Origin of the sequence: Litoribacter ruber (genome assembly GCF_018500185.1) — a bacterium.
In the GTDB taxonomy this organism is placed as follows: domain Bacteria; phylum Bacteroidota; class Bacteroidia; order Cytophagales; family Cyclobacteriaceae; genus Litoribacter; species Litoribacter ruber.
In genome coordinates, this window is sequence record NZ_JAHBGI010000009.1 from 144501 (window position 1) to 158653 (window position 14153).

Genomic DNA, 14153 nt, shown 5'->3' on the forward strand with positions numbered 1-14153 from the left:
TAGTTTTGCCCGCACTTATCGGGCTGAGGTTTGTTTTGGGTAAAAACAAATATAGGGATAAAAGACGGAAGACGGAAGACGGAACAAAAGAGGCCACTAAGTTCTCCAAAGTAAAAAAAAGTCGCACACCTGTCCCGAGTGACGAAGTGGATCGGGAAAGGGAAGAGGTCACTGCGGGCACAAAGGTTATGAATGCAGAACATTAAGCGTCACCTCGACCGGAACGGAGTGGAGTGGAGAGGTCTAATAAATATTGTTCTCGATCTAGATTTCTCCATTCGCTCCCGAAAAGGGTCGCTCAGTCGAAAAGACGGTTTATATAATATGATGAAAAAGAAAAAAGAACCCATCAAGCCCCAGCAAGTCCAACCCGGTGACTACTATTTCAACGAGGCGGGGCTGATGGTGTTTACGGAGCAGTACCACCTCAGGAGAGGCTTTTGTTGTGGGAGTGGGTGCAAGCATTGCCCGTACCGGAATGGGAAATAAGGAATTGGGAATAGAGAATTAGAAATGAGGAATTGGGAATGGAGAATCAGAAATATCGGTCATTCAAAAACCTTAATTCTTAATTCCTAATTCTTAATTCCTAATTCATAACTTCCCATTTCCACGTTAATGACATCCAACAGATTAGGTAATAAATTTTTGCTGCTCTTTTGGTAATTCCCGAAAAGTTCCGATATTTGCAAACTCAATTTAGAAAACGTCTTAAATATTACGATCATATATCATGGCAAAAGTTTGTGACATCACCGGTAAAAGACCTCGAGTAGGTAACAATGTATCGCACGCCAACAACAAGACCAAGCGTAAGTTTTATCCAAACTTGCACAAGAAATCTTTCTATGTACCAGAAGAAGATGCTTGGATCACGTTGAAGGTTTCTTCAAAGGCTTTGAGAACCATCAACAAGAAGGGTATCTCTGCAGTGTTGAAAGAAGCTCAGCAGAACGGTAACATTATCATTAAATAAATAGAATTACTCTTTTAAAGATATAGAGCGATGGCTAAGAAAGGTAACAGAGTACAAGTGATCATGGAGTGCACCGAGCATAAGACTAGCGGTCTTCCAGGTACTTCCAGATATATCACGACCAAAAACAGAAAAAACACTACCGAAAGATTGGAATTGAAGAAGTTCAACCCAATCATGAAGAAAGTGACTGTTCATAAAGAAATCAAATAATTAGGCGGGTATCCTTGCTTGATACCTCCTTTAAATAGTTAAGATATGGCTAAGAAAGTAGTAGCAACCCTAAAAAAAGAAGGCGGCGTCACTTATGCTAAAGTGATCAAAGCGGTAAAGTCTGAAAAGACTGGTGCCTATACCTTCAGAGAAGAGATGGTTCCAACCCCAATGGTTCAGGAAACATTGAAAAAATAATTTTGCCTTTTTTGCAAAGCATTTGAAAGTCCCTTTCGGTAATCTATCGGAACTGGGACTTTTTTGTTATATTCAAGGGCGTAATGTCCGTTTTAAGAAATCACCTGCTTAAATTCAGGTGTTTATTTGTGTAAAAGCTATGGGAATTTTTGGTTTCTTTTCGAAAGATAAAAAGGAAAGCCTAGACAAAGGCCTAGAAAAATCCAACGAGAATCTTTTTTCCAAATTGGGCAAAGCCATGGTCGGCAAGTCCAAAGTGGACGAGGAAATCCTCGATGAACTGGAAGAAATCCTGATCACCTCCGATGTAGGCGTGGACACGACCATCAAGGTGATCCGCAGAATCGAGGAGCGGGTGGCGCGTGACAAGTACGTCAGCACCGCCGAACTTGATCAGATCCTGCGTGAGGAAATCATGGGACTGTTGGAAGAAAACAACACCGAAGACCTTACCGATTTTGACCTTCCCAAAGACAAAAAACCATACGTGATCATGGTGGTCGGCGTCAACGGTGTGGGTAAAACCACCACCATCGGCAAACTTGCCCACCAATTCAAGCAGGCGGGCAAGTCCGTGGTCCTTGGCGCGGCAGATACTTTCAGAGCGGCGGCCGTGGATCAGCTTATCCTTTGGGGCGAGCGGGTAGGCGTCCCGGTGATTTCCCATGGCATGAATACCGACCCGGCATCAGTGGCTTTCGACGCGGTGAAAAAAGCCGTGGATATGCAGGCCGACGTGGTGATCATAGATACCGCCGGTAGGCTTCACACCAAAGTCAACCTGATGAATGAATTGGGTAAGATCAAAAGGGTGATGCAAAAATTCATAGAAACCGCACCCCATGAGATCCTCTTGGTGCTGGATGGCTCCACCGGACAGAATGCCTTTATCCAGGCCAAGGAATTTACCCGTGTAACCGAAATCACTTCCCTTGCCATCACCAAACTTGACGGTACTGCCAAGGGTGGCGTGGTCATCGGCATCTCCGATCAGTTCAAAATCCCCGTGAAATACATCGGCGTAGGTGAAAAAATGAGCGACCTGCAGGTGTTTAACAGGAAGGAATTCGTGGATTCGTTGTTTAAGAAGAAGTAAACAAGGGGACACAGAGTTTCGCGGAGTTCAAAAAAATGGAGTTTCACAGAATCCCTCTTCGCGGATTTTTTCCACAGAGATGCTCAGAGTTTTCTTTTAATTTTATATAGACCACCAGGCTTGAAGCAGGTTTGGTGGTTTTTTGTTTTTCTGCCACTGAGACGCGAAGGATTTTCTTCGAGACTTTGGGGCTTAGTGGCTAATTAGCTTCAATTGTTTTTCTTTGCGCCTTCGCGCCTTCGTGGCCCCAAATAAAAAAAGCGTCGATTCACATCGACGCCTAAAAAATAATGCAAGGAGTTGAAAAAATGTCCGTTTGCTGTACGTATTCAAAAGTAGCTATTTCCAAATTGGCCTGTGCAAACTTACCGTTAAGTAATATTTAAGTTAAATAGGTTTAAAGTGACTGGGGTAATATTGGTTTAATGTTGGGTGTCAGATGTCGGATGTCGGATGTAAGAGCGAAGAGCGAAGACCGGAAGGCTGAAGACGGGAGAATTGCTTTATTTTTTGTACTTTTGCATGAAATTTAGAAAGAACGATTTGAAGGCGAGAACATTAAAGAAAGATAAGGTCAACATCATCACCATGGGATGCTCCAAAAATTTGGTGGATTCCGAAGTGTTGTTGACCCAGCTCAAGGGCAACGGCATCGATGCCAACCACGAGTCGAGTGCCCAAGACAACAATATCATCATTATTAATACCTGTGGGTTTATCGACAATGCCAAACAGGAGTCCATCGACACCATCCTGCAGTATGCCGATGCCAAGGAGCGCGGGCTGGTAGATAAGGTCTATGTGACCGGCTGCCTATCTCAGCGCTACAAGGATGACCTGGAAAAGGAAATCCCACAGGTGGATGCCTTCTTCGGCACCCGTGACCTTCCTGCCATACTCAAAAAATTCAAGGCCGATTACAAGCATGAGCTGGTAGGGGAGCGTCTGCTTACGCATTCTTCCCACTACGCTTATATGAAGATATCCGAAGGCTGCGACAGACCCTGCTCCTTCTGTGCTATTCCTTTGATGAGAGGCGGACACGTGTCCCGTTCCATTGAGGAGCTGGTGAAGGAAGCCGAGCACAAAGCGGCCAACGGAACAAGAGAGTTGTTGCTTATTGCGCAGGACTCCACCTATTATGGGTTGGACCTTTACAAGAAAAGAAGACTGGCCGACCTGATGAGAGCCCTTTCCGATGTGGATGGCATCGACTGGATCCGCTTGCATTATGCCTATCCAACTGGCTTCCCGATGGATGTCATCGAGGTGATGAAGGAAAGACCGAATATCTGTAACTATTTGGATATTCCGTTGCAGCATGGTTCCTCAGATGTGCTAAAAGCTATGAGAAGGGGCACCAGCCGTGAAAAGCAGGAAGATTTGATCCACAGCATCCGTGACATTTTGCCGGACATTGCTATCCGTACTACTTTGATCGCCGGACACCCTGGTGAAGGGGAGAAGGAATATCAGGAAATGGTGGATTTTGTGGAAAGGATGAAATTTGAAAGGCTTGGAGTCTTCACCTACAGCCATGAGGAAAATACCCATGCACACAGCATGGAAGACAGCACCCCTGAAGAAGTGAAGCAGGAACGTGCCAACCACCTGATGGAAATCCAGGAGCAGATCAGCTATGACCTCAACCAGGAAAAGATCGGGAAAACCTTTAAGGTATTGGTGGACAAAAAAGAAAACGGCCAATGGGTCGGAAGAACTGAATATGATTCTGTGGAGGTAGACAATGAAGTGCTGATTGATGCTTCCAAGCATTATTGCCGTGTGGGTGATTTTGTGGATGTGAAGATCACTGAGGCGACGGAGTTTGACCTTTATGGGGATGTAGTGGAAAAATAAAAAACACAGATTAAACGAATTGCACAGATTGTTCTGTAGTTTCTGCGTGTAAAAATTTATGAAACCTGCCAGGCTTTCGTGAAATAGATTAAACCTGGTAGGTTTTTTTGTTGAATCCAGAAGCCTGTCAGGTTTTTGAGTTCATTAGTGATACCTGTACAAACTCTGAAGAAAAACGTTAAATTTATATTATGGGAGTAATTGTAATTGAAACGATAAATGAGGAGCAGTCTGAAACTGTAAAAGCAATCCTGAAAGCTTTGAAAGTGAGGTTTACAGCGACAGAAGATATTTCCGAATCCAAAATAATAGCCGAAAGTGTAGCTCAGGGTTATAAAGAAATGCTGGATGCAAAGGCTGGGAAAATCAAAGCTCGAGATGCTAGGGATTTGTTTGATGAACTATGAGCATTTCGGTAAAGACTTTACCAGAGTTTGATAAGCAACTTAAAAAGTTGGTCAAGAAGTATCCCTCCCTCAAATCTGAATTTCATGATTTGATAGATAACCTGGAGAAAAATCCTCACCTAGGAGCACCACTTTTTAAAAACTGTTACAAGATCCGAATAGCTATAAAGAGCAAGAGTAAAGGGAAATCTGGAGGGGGTCGGGTGATAACCCACGTAGCCCTCTCTGAAAATTCTGTGTATTTGCTTTCCATTTATGACAAATCAGGGCAAGAATCAGTAACTGACTCATTCATTACTTCTCTCTTAAGTAAAATAAAACCTGAGTAATTTCTTTTCAATTTTATTTAACCCAATTTATTCATGAACCTTAAAGAGGTCAACAGCCCCGCTCTTCAAAAAGAATTCATAGAAATGGCCGTGAGGCTTTATAAAAACGAAAAGAATTGGATTCGTCCGCTTAACAAGGATATAGAAAATCTATTCCACCCGGATGCCAACAAGCTTTTTAGGCAGGGCGCCAAAGCAAAGCGATGGCTGCTCCTCAATGAACAGGGGGAGACAATAGGCCGGATAGCAGCCTTTATCAATCCCAAAATGAAGGAGAAGCAACCTACTGGAGGTATTGGTTTCTTTGAATCTACTAATGACCAAAAAGCCGCTTTTATGCTCTTTGACGTTGCCAAGGATTGGTTGCAATCGGAAGGCATGGAGGCCATGGACGGTCCGATCAATTTTGGCGAAAGAGACAAGTGGTGGGGGCTACTGGTGGATGGATACTCACCGGCCAACTACAACATGCCCTGGAATTTTGCCTACTACCGGGAGTTCTTTGAGGCCTATGGTTTCCAGGTTTACTTCAAACAGTTTACCTACATGAGGCCCACCCGGGGGGTAGATTTTGATCCCAAAATGATTGAAAGGGCCAACAAAATTATCGGTAGTCCCGACTTTGAGTTTAGGTCTATCACCAAGGACGAGATTTTGACCAAAGCTCCGGAGTTTTTTATGGAGGTCTACAACAAAGCTTGGGCAAGGCATATGGGCAAATCCCTGACCTTGAAGGAGACCAAGTTGATGTTTACCAAAATGAAACCCATCATTGATGTTCGCCTGATATATTTTGGGTTTCACAAAGGCGAGCCGATATCTTTCTTCATCAATATTCCCGAACTGAATCAGCTTTTCAAGCATGTAAATGGCAAGATGGATCTGATCGGAAAGCTAAAGTTTTTGTGGCACAAAACCTTTAACCCGCCCAATAAAATGCTTGGATTGGTGTTTGGGGTGGTGCCCGAGTTTCAGGGCAAAGGTGTGGAGAGCGCCATGATCATGGAGTATAACGAACAATATGCTAGTAAATCTAATTTCAGTTATGAAACTATTGAGATGAACTGGATAGGGGACTTTAACCCCAAGATGATGCGGGTATGCGAGCAGTTGAATGCGGAGATTTATAAGACGCATCATACCTATAGGTATCTCTTCGATAGGGAGAAGCCCTTTGAAAGGCATAGGATCTTTGAGTGATGCGGGATGTCGGATGACCGATGCCAGAAGTGATTATCGTAGTCACCTCGACCGTAGCGCTAGCTCAGTGGAGAGGTCTTGTAATGTAAAGGGACCTCTCCACTCCGTTCCGGTACTAATGACGAATAAAAGTTCTCGCAGCGGTCGCAGCGATTTTCGCAGCGCCGCCGCGAGAAATCATTCGTCATAGCTTAGGGTGTGTTTTAAAACATGGAGCCTCGAGGTGAGGAAAAGACGAACAATAAAGTACAGACTAGAGATTATTCTGTTGGGTTAACCCCATTAACTATAAAAAACAAAAATGAAAAAATACGACGTTACCGGCATTGGGAATGCCCTTGTGGATATTGAATTTAAAGTTACCGATAAGTTTTTCCTTGACAACGGGGTGGAAAAAGGAGTGATGACCCTGGTGGATGAGGATCGCCAGAATGCCCTGATGCGCGTAATTAACACGGCCGAGGCCAAAAAACAGTGCGGTGGATCTGCCGCCAACACCGTGATTGCCGTGAGCCAGTTTGGTGGTAATTCCTATTACTGCTGCAAGGTGGCCGATGATGAACTGGGCCATTTCTTCATGGATGACATGAAGGAATCAGGCGTTGACCACAACCTTAATCCTGAGAAGTTGGAGGAAGGCATTACCGGCAAATGTCTGGTGATGGTAACCGAGGATGCCGAAAGGACCATGAATACTTTTTTGGGGATAACGCAAAACTATTCAGTGGCCGATGTCAATGAAGCGGCAATCAAGGATTCCAAATACCTCTATATCGAAGGTTACCTGGTAACTTCCGAAAATGGAAAGGCAGCCATGCTTCAGGCGAAGAAAATCGCAGAAAACAACGGTGTGAAAGTGGCCATGACCTTTTCCGATCCGGCTATGGTGAAATACTTCAAGGAAGGGTTTGACGACGTGATTGGCCATAGCGTAGACATGCTTTTTGCCAATGAGGAAGAGGCGATGATCTATACCGGTAAGGACAACCTGATGGATGCCCGTGAGGAGCTGAAGAAAGCCGCCAAGCACTTCTGCATCACCCAAGGGAAAAATGGTGCGATTATCTGGGATGGCGACACCTTCATCGACATCGAGCCCTACAAAACCGAGGCAATTGACAGCAATGGCGCGGGTGATATGTTTGCCGGTGCCTTCATGTACGGCATCACCAACGGCCACAGCTATGCTTCCAGCGGCAAGTTGGCTTCCATGGCCAGCTCAAAGATTGTGAGCCAGTTTGGGCCAAGGTTGAAGTGGCACGAGGCGAAGGAGATCTTGGCAAGGCTGAATCCTTAAATTGGAAACAGGGCGCATTTTGATCTAGAGAATAATTTCTCGCAAACCTGTCCCGAGCAGCGAAGCGAATCGGGAGGGCGCAACGGAAAACGCAACGGGCGCAACGCTTTAGTTGGGTTTTTGGACACCTTAGATGAAAGTAGAATTTAAAAATCACCGGTCTTTTGGCCGGTGATTTTTTGCTTTTACACAGACTGCACAAGTAGATGTGCAAAAGCCGTTTTTACTGCACATGTACATGTGCAATAGAAACAGCCAAAAACAAGGGTGAACGCTTTGATGGACTTTGTCACGTCCTAATTTCACTTGACACTTTTTTCTCAAGACTTTAATTTTTCTCCGCGAAGTGGCCTTTGTGAAACTTCGTGAAAACTTTGTGGACTTTGTGGCCATTTTTTTTCACATCTTTCTTCCGTCTTCCGTCCTGCCAATCAAGGGAAAATTGGCCTTTGGTATCATTGCGGATCAAATTAGGAAAAATGATTTGCATCTAAACTTTAGTTGGTCTATTTTACAGGGCTTTTAGTTTTTGTTTGCTCGGGTATGAAGAATATTTTGAACGTGGATTATTATACGAGGGTTCATCTGTTTTGGACGGTTCTGTTGCTGTTTATAGGTTTTAAGCTCAATCATTCTTTTGGTGATTATATCACTGAAACCAACATTTTTGACCTTCATTTTTCCCGTGCTGGGATAGCAGGTATCAGAATGGCGGCGGTGTATTTTATGATATGACTGATGGACCGAAAGGGAAATCCTGTGATGAAATTTTGTACGGTGCTTTGCATGTATTTTCTAATTGAAATTTATCCATTGATCTTTAAGAATGCGCCCCTTGATTATTGGAGGTTTGCATACTTGGGACTGGTTGGGTTGCTGCTATGGAAATTTGATATACCCTTCCGAAGAAAATATCTGAAGGAAAAGATAGAGGTTTGTTAAATATGAAAAAGAAACAATTGACATGGGTCAACGTGCTGATTATTGCCATAACGATAATTGTTGGATTGACCATTACCGGGAGTTGGGGAGATTTTAAAAGGGGGCTTAAGGGTGAGCCTCCGGCCCAAAAAGAGCAGCAAAATGATAAAAGATGATAGTTTAAGAATGAGCATAGGATTTAACAAAGGAATGGCTGCCATTTGTTTTCTGCTTTGTGCAGTCCAATTAGTTTTCTTTGGGATAAGGTTTTATGAACTGAAAGCTGAGCCGATGGGCGAGGTAATGTCAACGCTTGGGCTTCTGGGGCCTGCTTTTTCTGTCATAGGCGTTGGATTGGCTGGGGTAGCTTTTGTAAAAAGGTTGAAATCGGACGAAAGATAGCATGAAGCATATTCGTAAGATGTTCAACCCTTTCTGGGTTGTTGGGGAGGTGAAGATATAGCGATCCCCCGGTTGCACCGGGGGTTATTCACATTCAACCCCGCTGGGGTTGGACTATAACTTCCACTAGTGAAGAAGCCTGAAGGGCTTCAATTTGAGTAACCATGGGTGGAACCCATGGATAGCAAGAGACTTTTATTTGGCAATGCTGGAGGCGTTGAACAGCGGCTCTTTAGGAATCTGGTATTGCCTATACTAGGCGATATTCAACCCTTTCAGAGTTGTTGGTGGTAATAAAGATGTGGCGGTCCCCCGGTTGCACCGGAGGTTATTTATATTCCACCCCGCTGGGGTTGGGTGGTAAGTTTCACTAGTTAAGAAGCCTGGAGGGCTTCAATTTGAGTAACCTTGGGTGGATCCCATGGATAATAAGAGAGTGATATTTGACAACGCTGGAGGCGCTGAAGAGCTGCTTTTTAGGAAAAACTATTAATGGGATATGAAATATTTGAAAGCGACAGTTTATGCTTTACTTGCACTTCAATTTGGTTATCGAGCTTTTGAGGTAGCCTTAAATGACCCAACGAAAACATTTGAAATATTCAACTTTAAAGTCAACAAGTATGTGTATTTTTTAACATATGCGCTAACTTTTATTGTCTTAATGAAGTATTCCATTTTTGTATTTAGGTCTTCTAAAGCGAAAAAGAGTTTATCTAAATGAAGTTCAATAAATCCGATTACCGACTGGCTATTTACATTTCAGTGATATATGCCATTGGGCATCAAATCTTCAGGTATTTGGAAGGGATCTATTACAATAGTGACTGGGGAGCGGCCTGGACTAACTTGAAGTTTTTTTCCGATTTTTAAACTTACTTGGGAATCGGGTTTTTAGTAGGCCTAGACATAGCTTATTTTATGGACAAGTCTGAAAGTTCAAGAATTGAACTTAGAGAGAGGTTTTCTATTTGGTATTAATCTTAATTTTCCACCATTTTCTCACTCATATCAAAAAGAACATCGAGGCAAAGGTCCAATCCGTTATCCCATATCAGAGTTTCTAATTCTGGATCAATGTTGGCCTTTTTGAAAACTGTTGGATCCTTGAGTTCTGATAATTTGGAACCGGGCTCTTTTCCCCAACGGTGAATGCTGTCATAAAGATCCTTTTGACGTAGTTCATCATTTTCAAATTTTAATGTAATGGTAAAGTCTTGGATTTCGATAATTTCCTTTACTGAATGCATGGTTACTTTAAGTTAATGGTTTGATTTTGTGTAAATTTGGATTTAAACGAACAGTTTTCTTGGGTAGTTCGCCTTCTAAGATTTCACCTGTCTCAATTCCAAAAATTCCTTTAGAATCTCCATATTTTGCATGAAAATGTGGTGGGTTGTGATCTTTAATAAACATTTAAATTACTACTTCATAGAATCGGCTGAGTTCTGGCATAAAAGTTTTGGTAATGATTAAAAAAAAAATGAAGTCTAAAAAAACTTCTAAACATGAGATTGCATAGTAAGTCTTCGTAAAAAGTAACTTCCCAATCTGCTAAAATTAGCCACTCAGGCCTTTGTGGCCAACCAACCCTTACTCCACTTCAATCCTCTTCATAAAGAAAACCTGTTTGCTTTCGCCGTTTTCGCTGATTCTCTTTTGGCCAGAAAGGATGTAACTGTGGTCTTCGAGATGCTGCAGGGCCAAGGTCCTTTTAGAAATATTGCCTGATTCTTCGATGATTTCCGAAAGCTCTACTGCCTTGTTGACATACGCGGGCGTTCCCTCGGTAAATCTGCTGGCAAACAGCTTGTCCTCGCTCAGCATCAGGTAGCTTAAGCTATGGGCATTCCAGTGGTAGCTTGCCAGTGGCAAGGATCTGTATTGGTTGGTTTGGGGAAAAGGGACGGAAACGTGCCACAACAGGTTGGCATCTTCATCCAAGTGTACAAATTGCCCGCTCAAGTAAGTAAACTCCCTAGGAACCCGCGAAAAGGAAGGGGTGTGGGGTGTCTGCAGGTTGGGTGGTAAGATCGGGCTGTACCTGTCAAAGTTGTCCACCTGGCTGTTGCTATAAAACCTCAGGTATTGGTTGATGTTGTAATTGATCACCGGGTTGTTGTTGTGGCGGTATTGGTTGAGGTACACCAGATATCCCGCATCCTGATGCTCAAAACTGTTGATCAAAATATTGTTTCTGACAGGCGTGGGGCGGCTGCGCTTTTGGTTTCTCTGTACCTGCCGGGTTTTGATTGTCTTGGCATCTGATGCCAAGTGGTCATGGAAGCTAGTCAAACTGGTGAAATTGTAATCGAACAGCTCCTCACTGCCTACAGACTCCTTTCGGTAGAGGTACAAGCCTTCAAAAACCTCATTCCTCCTCGGTCCATATAGACCTAAAAAATGCTTTTCATAGGGATTGCCGATAAACTGCATGTTGCGGGTCACTGTAGCCTTATCCTGCCAGGGTGTCACAGAAAAGTCCTGAATCAATTGCCCATCGGTGTCAAATTCAAAATGTGTCAGCATATTAATCCCTTTGGGATCATTGTGCTGCACACCCACAAAGAGCGTTTTGGAGCTGGCGTTTTTCTGGAAATATTGTAGTTGAAGGTCTGCCTGAACAAACTTTTCTTTTGCCACTTTTTGGGTTTCTAAGTCAAAAACCTGGAGCAATAGAATATTGTCAGCCATGCCGGCCATTAAAACCTTGCCGTCCATCACCTGAAAAGCATTAAAACCCATTTCCCCGACCTGATTGATCCGGCCACCGGCAGGGGATTTGTCGAGGCGGAAGTTGGGGTAGTACACCGGTGAGAGGCCTTTTATCTCATGCTTGGCCAGTTGCTGGGTGCGAATGTTAAACTGGTAAATATGCCTTTCTCTAATCAGGTAATCTTTTTGAAGATAGAAGGAAAGGAAATAAAGATTGTCCCCGTCCAGATCAACCGCTTTGAGGTTTTCGAGTGGATGTAGATCAAAAGTCACCGTGGACTCCAATTCCAGGTTTTTATCAGCCACCAGCACCTGAACCGTGCGTTGCTGACTCATCAACTGTTGTTCCGATATCATCCTGAACCCGATAACTTTACTTTTGGTGGTGAGAAGCTGAAAGTTGGGTTCGTTGTTTCGAATGGCAACATTGGTCTGCTCTGTCAACTGTGTCTGCCCAAAAGATGCTCCGGAAAATAAGAGAAGCAATAGGAGTGAAAGAAATCTTTTCATGTAAAAAAGGAAGGATTCATATTGTTTACGGATGTAAACTAAAAATAGTTGGGTTTACGAAGGTTTAGAAGTTTATTTCTTGACGCTTCGCGTTGCGGGAGGTTTAGGCGTTTAGTCGCGATGCGCGGAATTACCTAAACCTCTAACCCGTCCCGATGCGCGCCAGCGCCAATCGGGACATAAACCCCTAACCCAATATTCAAATCCCCAGGTTCTCCGCATCAACCAGCTCCACCATTCTCCCCATCTTTTTCTGAATAACCTTAAAATGGTGGCGGTCCTCTTCGGTGATAAGGGAAATTGCCTCCCCTTCAGCACCGGCACGGCCCGTGCGGCCTATCCGGTGAATGTAGTCCTTGGGGGAGCGGGGGAGTTCGTAGTTTACCACATAGGGCAAGTCCTTGATGTCGATACCCCGAGCGGCCAGATCTGTGGCCACCAGTACCTGTAAGGCTCCGGCTTTAAATTGCTTGAGGGCCTCGGTTCGGCCTCCCTGACTTTTGTCCCCATGAAAAGCCATGGCATGAATACCGTGCTTGCTGAGTTTTGCCGCCAGGTTGTCGGCGGTTCTTTTGGAGGAGGCAAAAACCAGCACCTGCTTCCAGTCCCCGGTAGCGATTAGGTGTCTTAGCAGGGGACCTTTCTTTTCTTGGCTCACCAGGTAGGCCGTTTGGGTGATCTGGTCCGGTGACACCGTCTCCGGTTCCGCTTCAATTTTGACCGGCTTGTGCAGTAGTTTGTCAATCAGCTTCTCCACGGCCTCATCCATGGTCGCCGAGAAAAGTATGTTTTGACGCTTCCTAGGCAGGCGGGAAAGGATCTCATCCACCTCCAGTTTGAATCCCAAATTGAGGACCTTATCGGCCTCATCAAGGACAAGGGTATCCAGTTGGTCCAGGTGGATGGCTTTTTTGGACAACAGGTCGAGGAGCCTGCCGGGGGTGGCTACCAGGATATCCGTGCCATGTAGTTTCATCATTTGGGGATTGATGGACACCCCGCCAAACACCGCCATGCTTTTTACCTTGCGAGGCAGGTGGGCTGAAAAGGTTTTGACCACTTCCTGCACCTGTGCGGCCAGCTCCCGGGTGGGGACAATCACCAACACCGGGATATCCCTCCCCTGTGCGGAGTCCCTTTTTTGAAGCTTGTGCAGAATAGGCAGCACATAGGAGGCCGTCTTACCCGAACCTGTGGGCGCCAGCCCGAGTACGTCTTTCCCATTTAGAATCGCAGGAATGGCCTGCTGCTGTATGGGGTAAGGTTTTTCGTATTGGGCCTTCTGAATAGCCTCAAGTATCTGCGGGGATAGCCCCAGGGAAGAGAATGTCATGGAATGTGTGTTTGGAACAAAGATAACGTAAAAAAATAAGAGAAGAGCTTTAAGAACTGGCTTCATCACGGAAGCAAATGGGTCACAAAGGACACAAAGCTTCCACCAAGTTGCACTACTTGTCCCGAGTAGCGTAGCGGATCGGGAAAGGCTCCTTCACGGAGAAAAAGAAAACGATCTGCCGCGAAGGAGAAAAACTCTGTGAAACTCCCTTTTAAACTCCGCCTGGCCGCCGTGGCGGGTGTCCCCTTTCTTTCCGAAAGCCATTTAAATCTTAACTTCAAGCCTAACATTTTTGAAATTAGTTGCAATACCGCGATTGGGGTATTTTTGCACCAAATATTATTTTGCGGTTTTAAGTGGTTAAATATTTCCAATAATTTTTCGCCATTGCTTCAAAAGCATTTAACTGCATTTGAAATATATTGAGTGGGTTATAAAAGGTTTTTGTCAGCGTATATTTTAGGTGATTTCAATAGGGTTGAAATAGGTGATGTTAGGATGTTTTAGTTTGGTTTGATAATATTGGAGATGGCAATTGATTCAATAGGGCCATTATGAAAACGAAGTAAAAACCCACTGGTATCAGTGATTCACCAAAAGAAAAAAATGAAAAAGAGAGTATGGTATTCCCTACTGGGGGCGACGCTTTTGTTTGTAATGTATTTAATCATTTACTGGGAGCAGTTTATGAAC

The 14153-nt window shown here is 44.2% G+C and carries 19 protein-coding genes; 15 read left to right on the forward strand and 4 right to left on the reverse strand.

The genetic code is table 11. From position 1 onward, the window contains the following. Positions 1–5 precede the first annotated feature (5 nt). The 15 genes from KIH41_RS13275 (at position 6) to KIH41_RS13345 (ending at position 9772) form a co-directional block, all read left to right on the forward strand. Complete coding sequence (locus KIH41_RS13275) at positions 6–206, forward strand: hypothetical protein (RefSeq protein WP_214162685.1); 201 nt, start codon at positions 6–8, stop codon at positions 204–206. A 121-nt stretch (positions 207–327) separates the two neighbouring features. After that, positions 328–489, forward strand: coding sequence for a DUF5522 domain-containing protein (locus KIH41_RS18220; protein WP_213944658.1), 162 nt, complete (start codon positions 328–330; stop codon positions 487–489). Positions 490–733: 244 nt separating this feature from the next. Continuing rightward, positions 734–976, forward strand: a complete 243-nt coding sequence (gene rpmB / locus KIH41_RS13285; protein ID WP_143959649.1) for a 50S ribosomal protein L28 — start codon at positions 734–736, stop codon at positions 974–976. A 30-nt stretch (positions 977–1006) separates the two neighbouring features. Next, positions 1007–1189 (forward strand): 50S ribosomal protein L33, encoded by a 183-nt coding sequence (gene rpmG / locus KIH41_RS13290; RefSeq protein WP_035075268.1) that lies wholly within the window; start codon positions 1007–1009, stop codon positions 1187–1189. 45 nt (positions 1190–1234) lie between these two features. Next, positions 1235–1387 carry a DUF4295 domain-containing protein gene (locus KIH41_RS13295; RefSeq protein WP_009185442.1) on the forward strand — a complete coding sequence of 51 codons (153 nt, stop codon included), beginning with the start codon at positions 1235–1237 and terminating at the stop codon, positions 1385–1387. Positions 1388–1526: 139 nt separating this feature from the next. Continuing rightward, entirely contained in the window at positions 1527–2483 is a 957-nt protein-coding gene (gene ftsY / locus KIH41_RS13300) for a signal recognition particle-docking protein FtsY (RefSeq protein WP_213944617.1), read from the forward strand. A 543-nt stretch (positions 2484–3026) separates the two neighbouring features. Beyond that, positions 3027–4343, forward strand: a complete 1317-nt coding sequence (rimO, locus tag KIH41_RS13305) for a 30S ribosomal protein S12 methylthiotransferase RimO (protein ID WP_214162715.1) — start codon at positions 3027–3029, stop codon at positions 4341–4343. A gap of 191 nt (positions 4344–4534) precedes the next feature. Further along, positions 4535–4750, forward strand: coding sequence for a hypothetical protein (locus tag KIH41_RS13310; protein WP_213944618.1), 216 nt, complete (start codon positions 4535–4537; stop codon positions 4748–4750). Next, positions 4747–5079, forward strand: coding sequence for a type II toxin-antitoxin system RelE family toxin (locus KIH41_RS13315; protein WP_213944619.1), 333 nt, complete (start codon positions 4747–4749; stop codon positions 5077–5079). The genes KIH41_RS13310 and KIH41_RS13315 overlap by 4 nt, the downstream gene beginning before the upstream one ends. 33 nt (positions 5080–5112) lie before the next feature. Next, the gene (locus KIH41_RS13320) at positions 5113–6279 is read left to right on the forward strand and encodes a hypothetical protein (protein WP_214162686.1); all 1167 of its coding nucleotides are present in this window, start codon (positions 5113–5115) and stop codon (positions 6277–6279) included. A 301-nt stretch (positions 6280–6580) separates the two neighbouring features. Then, positions 6581–7576 carry an adenosine kinase gene (locus tag KIH41_RS13325; RefSeq protein ID WP_214162687.1) on the forward strand — a complete coding sequence of 332 codons (996 nt, stop codon included), beginning with the start codon at positions 6581–6583 and terminating at the stop codon, positions 7574–7576. 543 nt (positions 7577–8119) lie between these two features. Beyond that, on the forward strand, positions 8120–8311 hold the full coding sequence (locus KIH41_RS13330) for a hypothetical protein (RefSeq protein ID WP_214162688.1): 192 nt from the start codon (positions 8120–8122) through the stop codon (positions 8309–8311). Between the two features lie 209 nt (positions 8312–8520). After that, on the forward strand, positions 8521–8673 hold the full coding sequence (locus tag KIH41_RS13335) for a hypothetical protein (protein WP_214162689.1): 153 nt from the start codon (positions 8521–8523) through the stop codon (positions 8671–8673). Continuing rightward, on the forward strand, positions 8660–8899 hold the full coding sequence (locus KIH41_RS13340; protein ID WP_214162690.1) for a hypothetical protein: 240 nt from the start codon (positions 8660–8662) through the stop codon (positions 8897–8899). Before KIH41_RS13335 ends, KIH41_RS13340 begins: the two co-directional genes overlap by 14 nt. A gap of 720 nt (positions 8900–9619) precedes the next feature. After that, the gene (locus tag KIH41_RS13345; RefSeq protein WP_214162691.1) at positions 9620–9772 is read left to right on the forward strand and encodes a hypothetical protein; all 153 of its coding nucleotides are present in this window, start codon (positions 9620–9622) and stop codon (positions 9770–9772) included. Between the two features lie 110 nt (positions 9773–9882). Here KIH41_RS13345 and KIH41_RS13350 read toward each other — a convergent pair whose 3' ends face one another. The 4 genes from KIH41_RS13350 to KIH41_RS13365 all read right to left on the reverse strand — a co-directional run bounded on the left by KIH41_RS13350 (position 9883) and on the right by KIH41_RS13365 (position 13457). Then, positions 9883–10149 carry a DUF2442 domain-containing protein gene (locus KIH41_RS13350; protein ID WP_214162692.1) on the reverse strand — a complete coding sequence of 89 codons (267 nt, stop codon included), beginning with the start codon at positions 10147–10149 and terminating at the stop codon, positions 9883–9885. A gap of 7 nt (positions 10150–10156) precedes the next feature. Next, on the reverse strand, positions 10157–10315 hold the full coding sequence (locus KIH41_RS13355) for a DUF4160 domain-containing protein (RefSeq protein WP_214162693.1): 159 nt from the start codon (positions 10313–10315) through the stop codon (positions 10157–10159). A 177-nt stretch (positions 10316–10492) separates the two neighbouring features. Continuing rightward, positions 10493–12124, reverse strand: coding sequence for a hypothetical protein (locus KIH41_RS13360; RefSeq protein WP_214162694.1), 1632 nt, complete (start codon positions 12122–12124; stop codon positions 10493–10495). 199 nt (positions 12125–12323) lie between these two features. Further along, positions 12324–13457, reverse strand: coding sequence for a DEAD/DEAH box helicase (locus tag KIH41_RS13365; protein WP_214162695.1), 1134 nt, complete (start codon positions 13455–13457; stop codon positions 12324–12326). Positions 13458–14153: the final 696 nt, after the last annotated feature.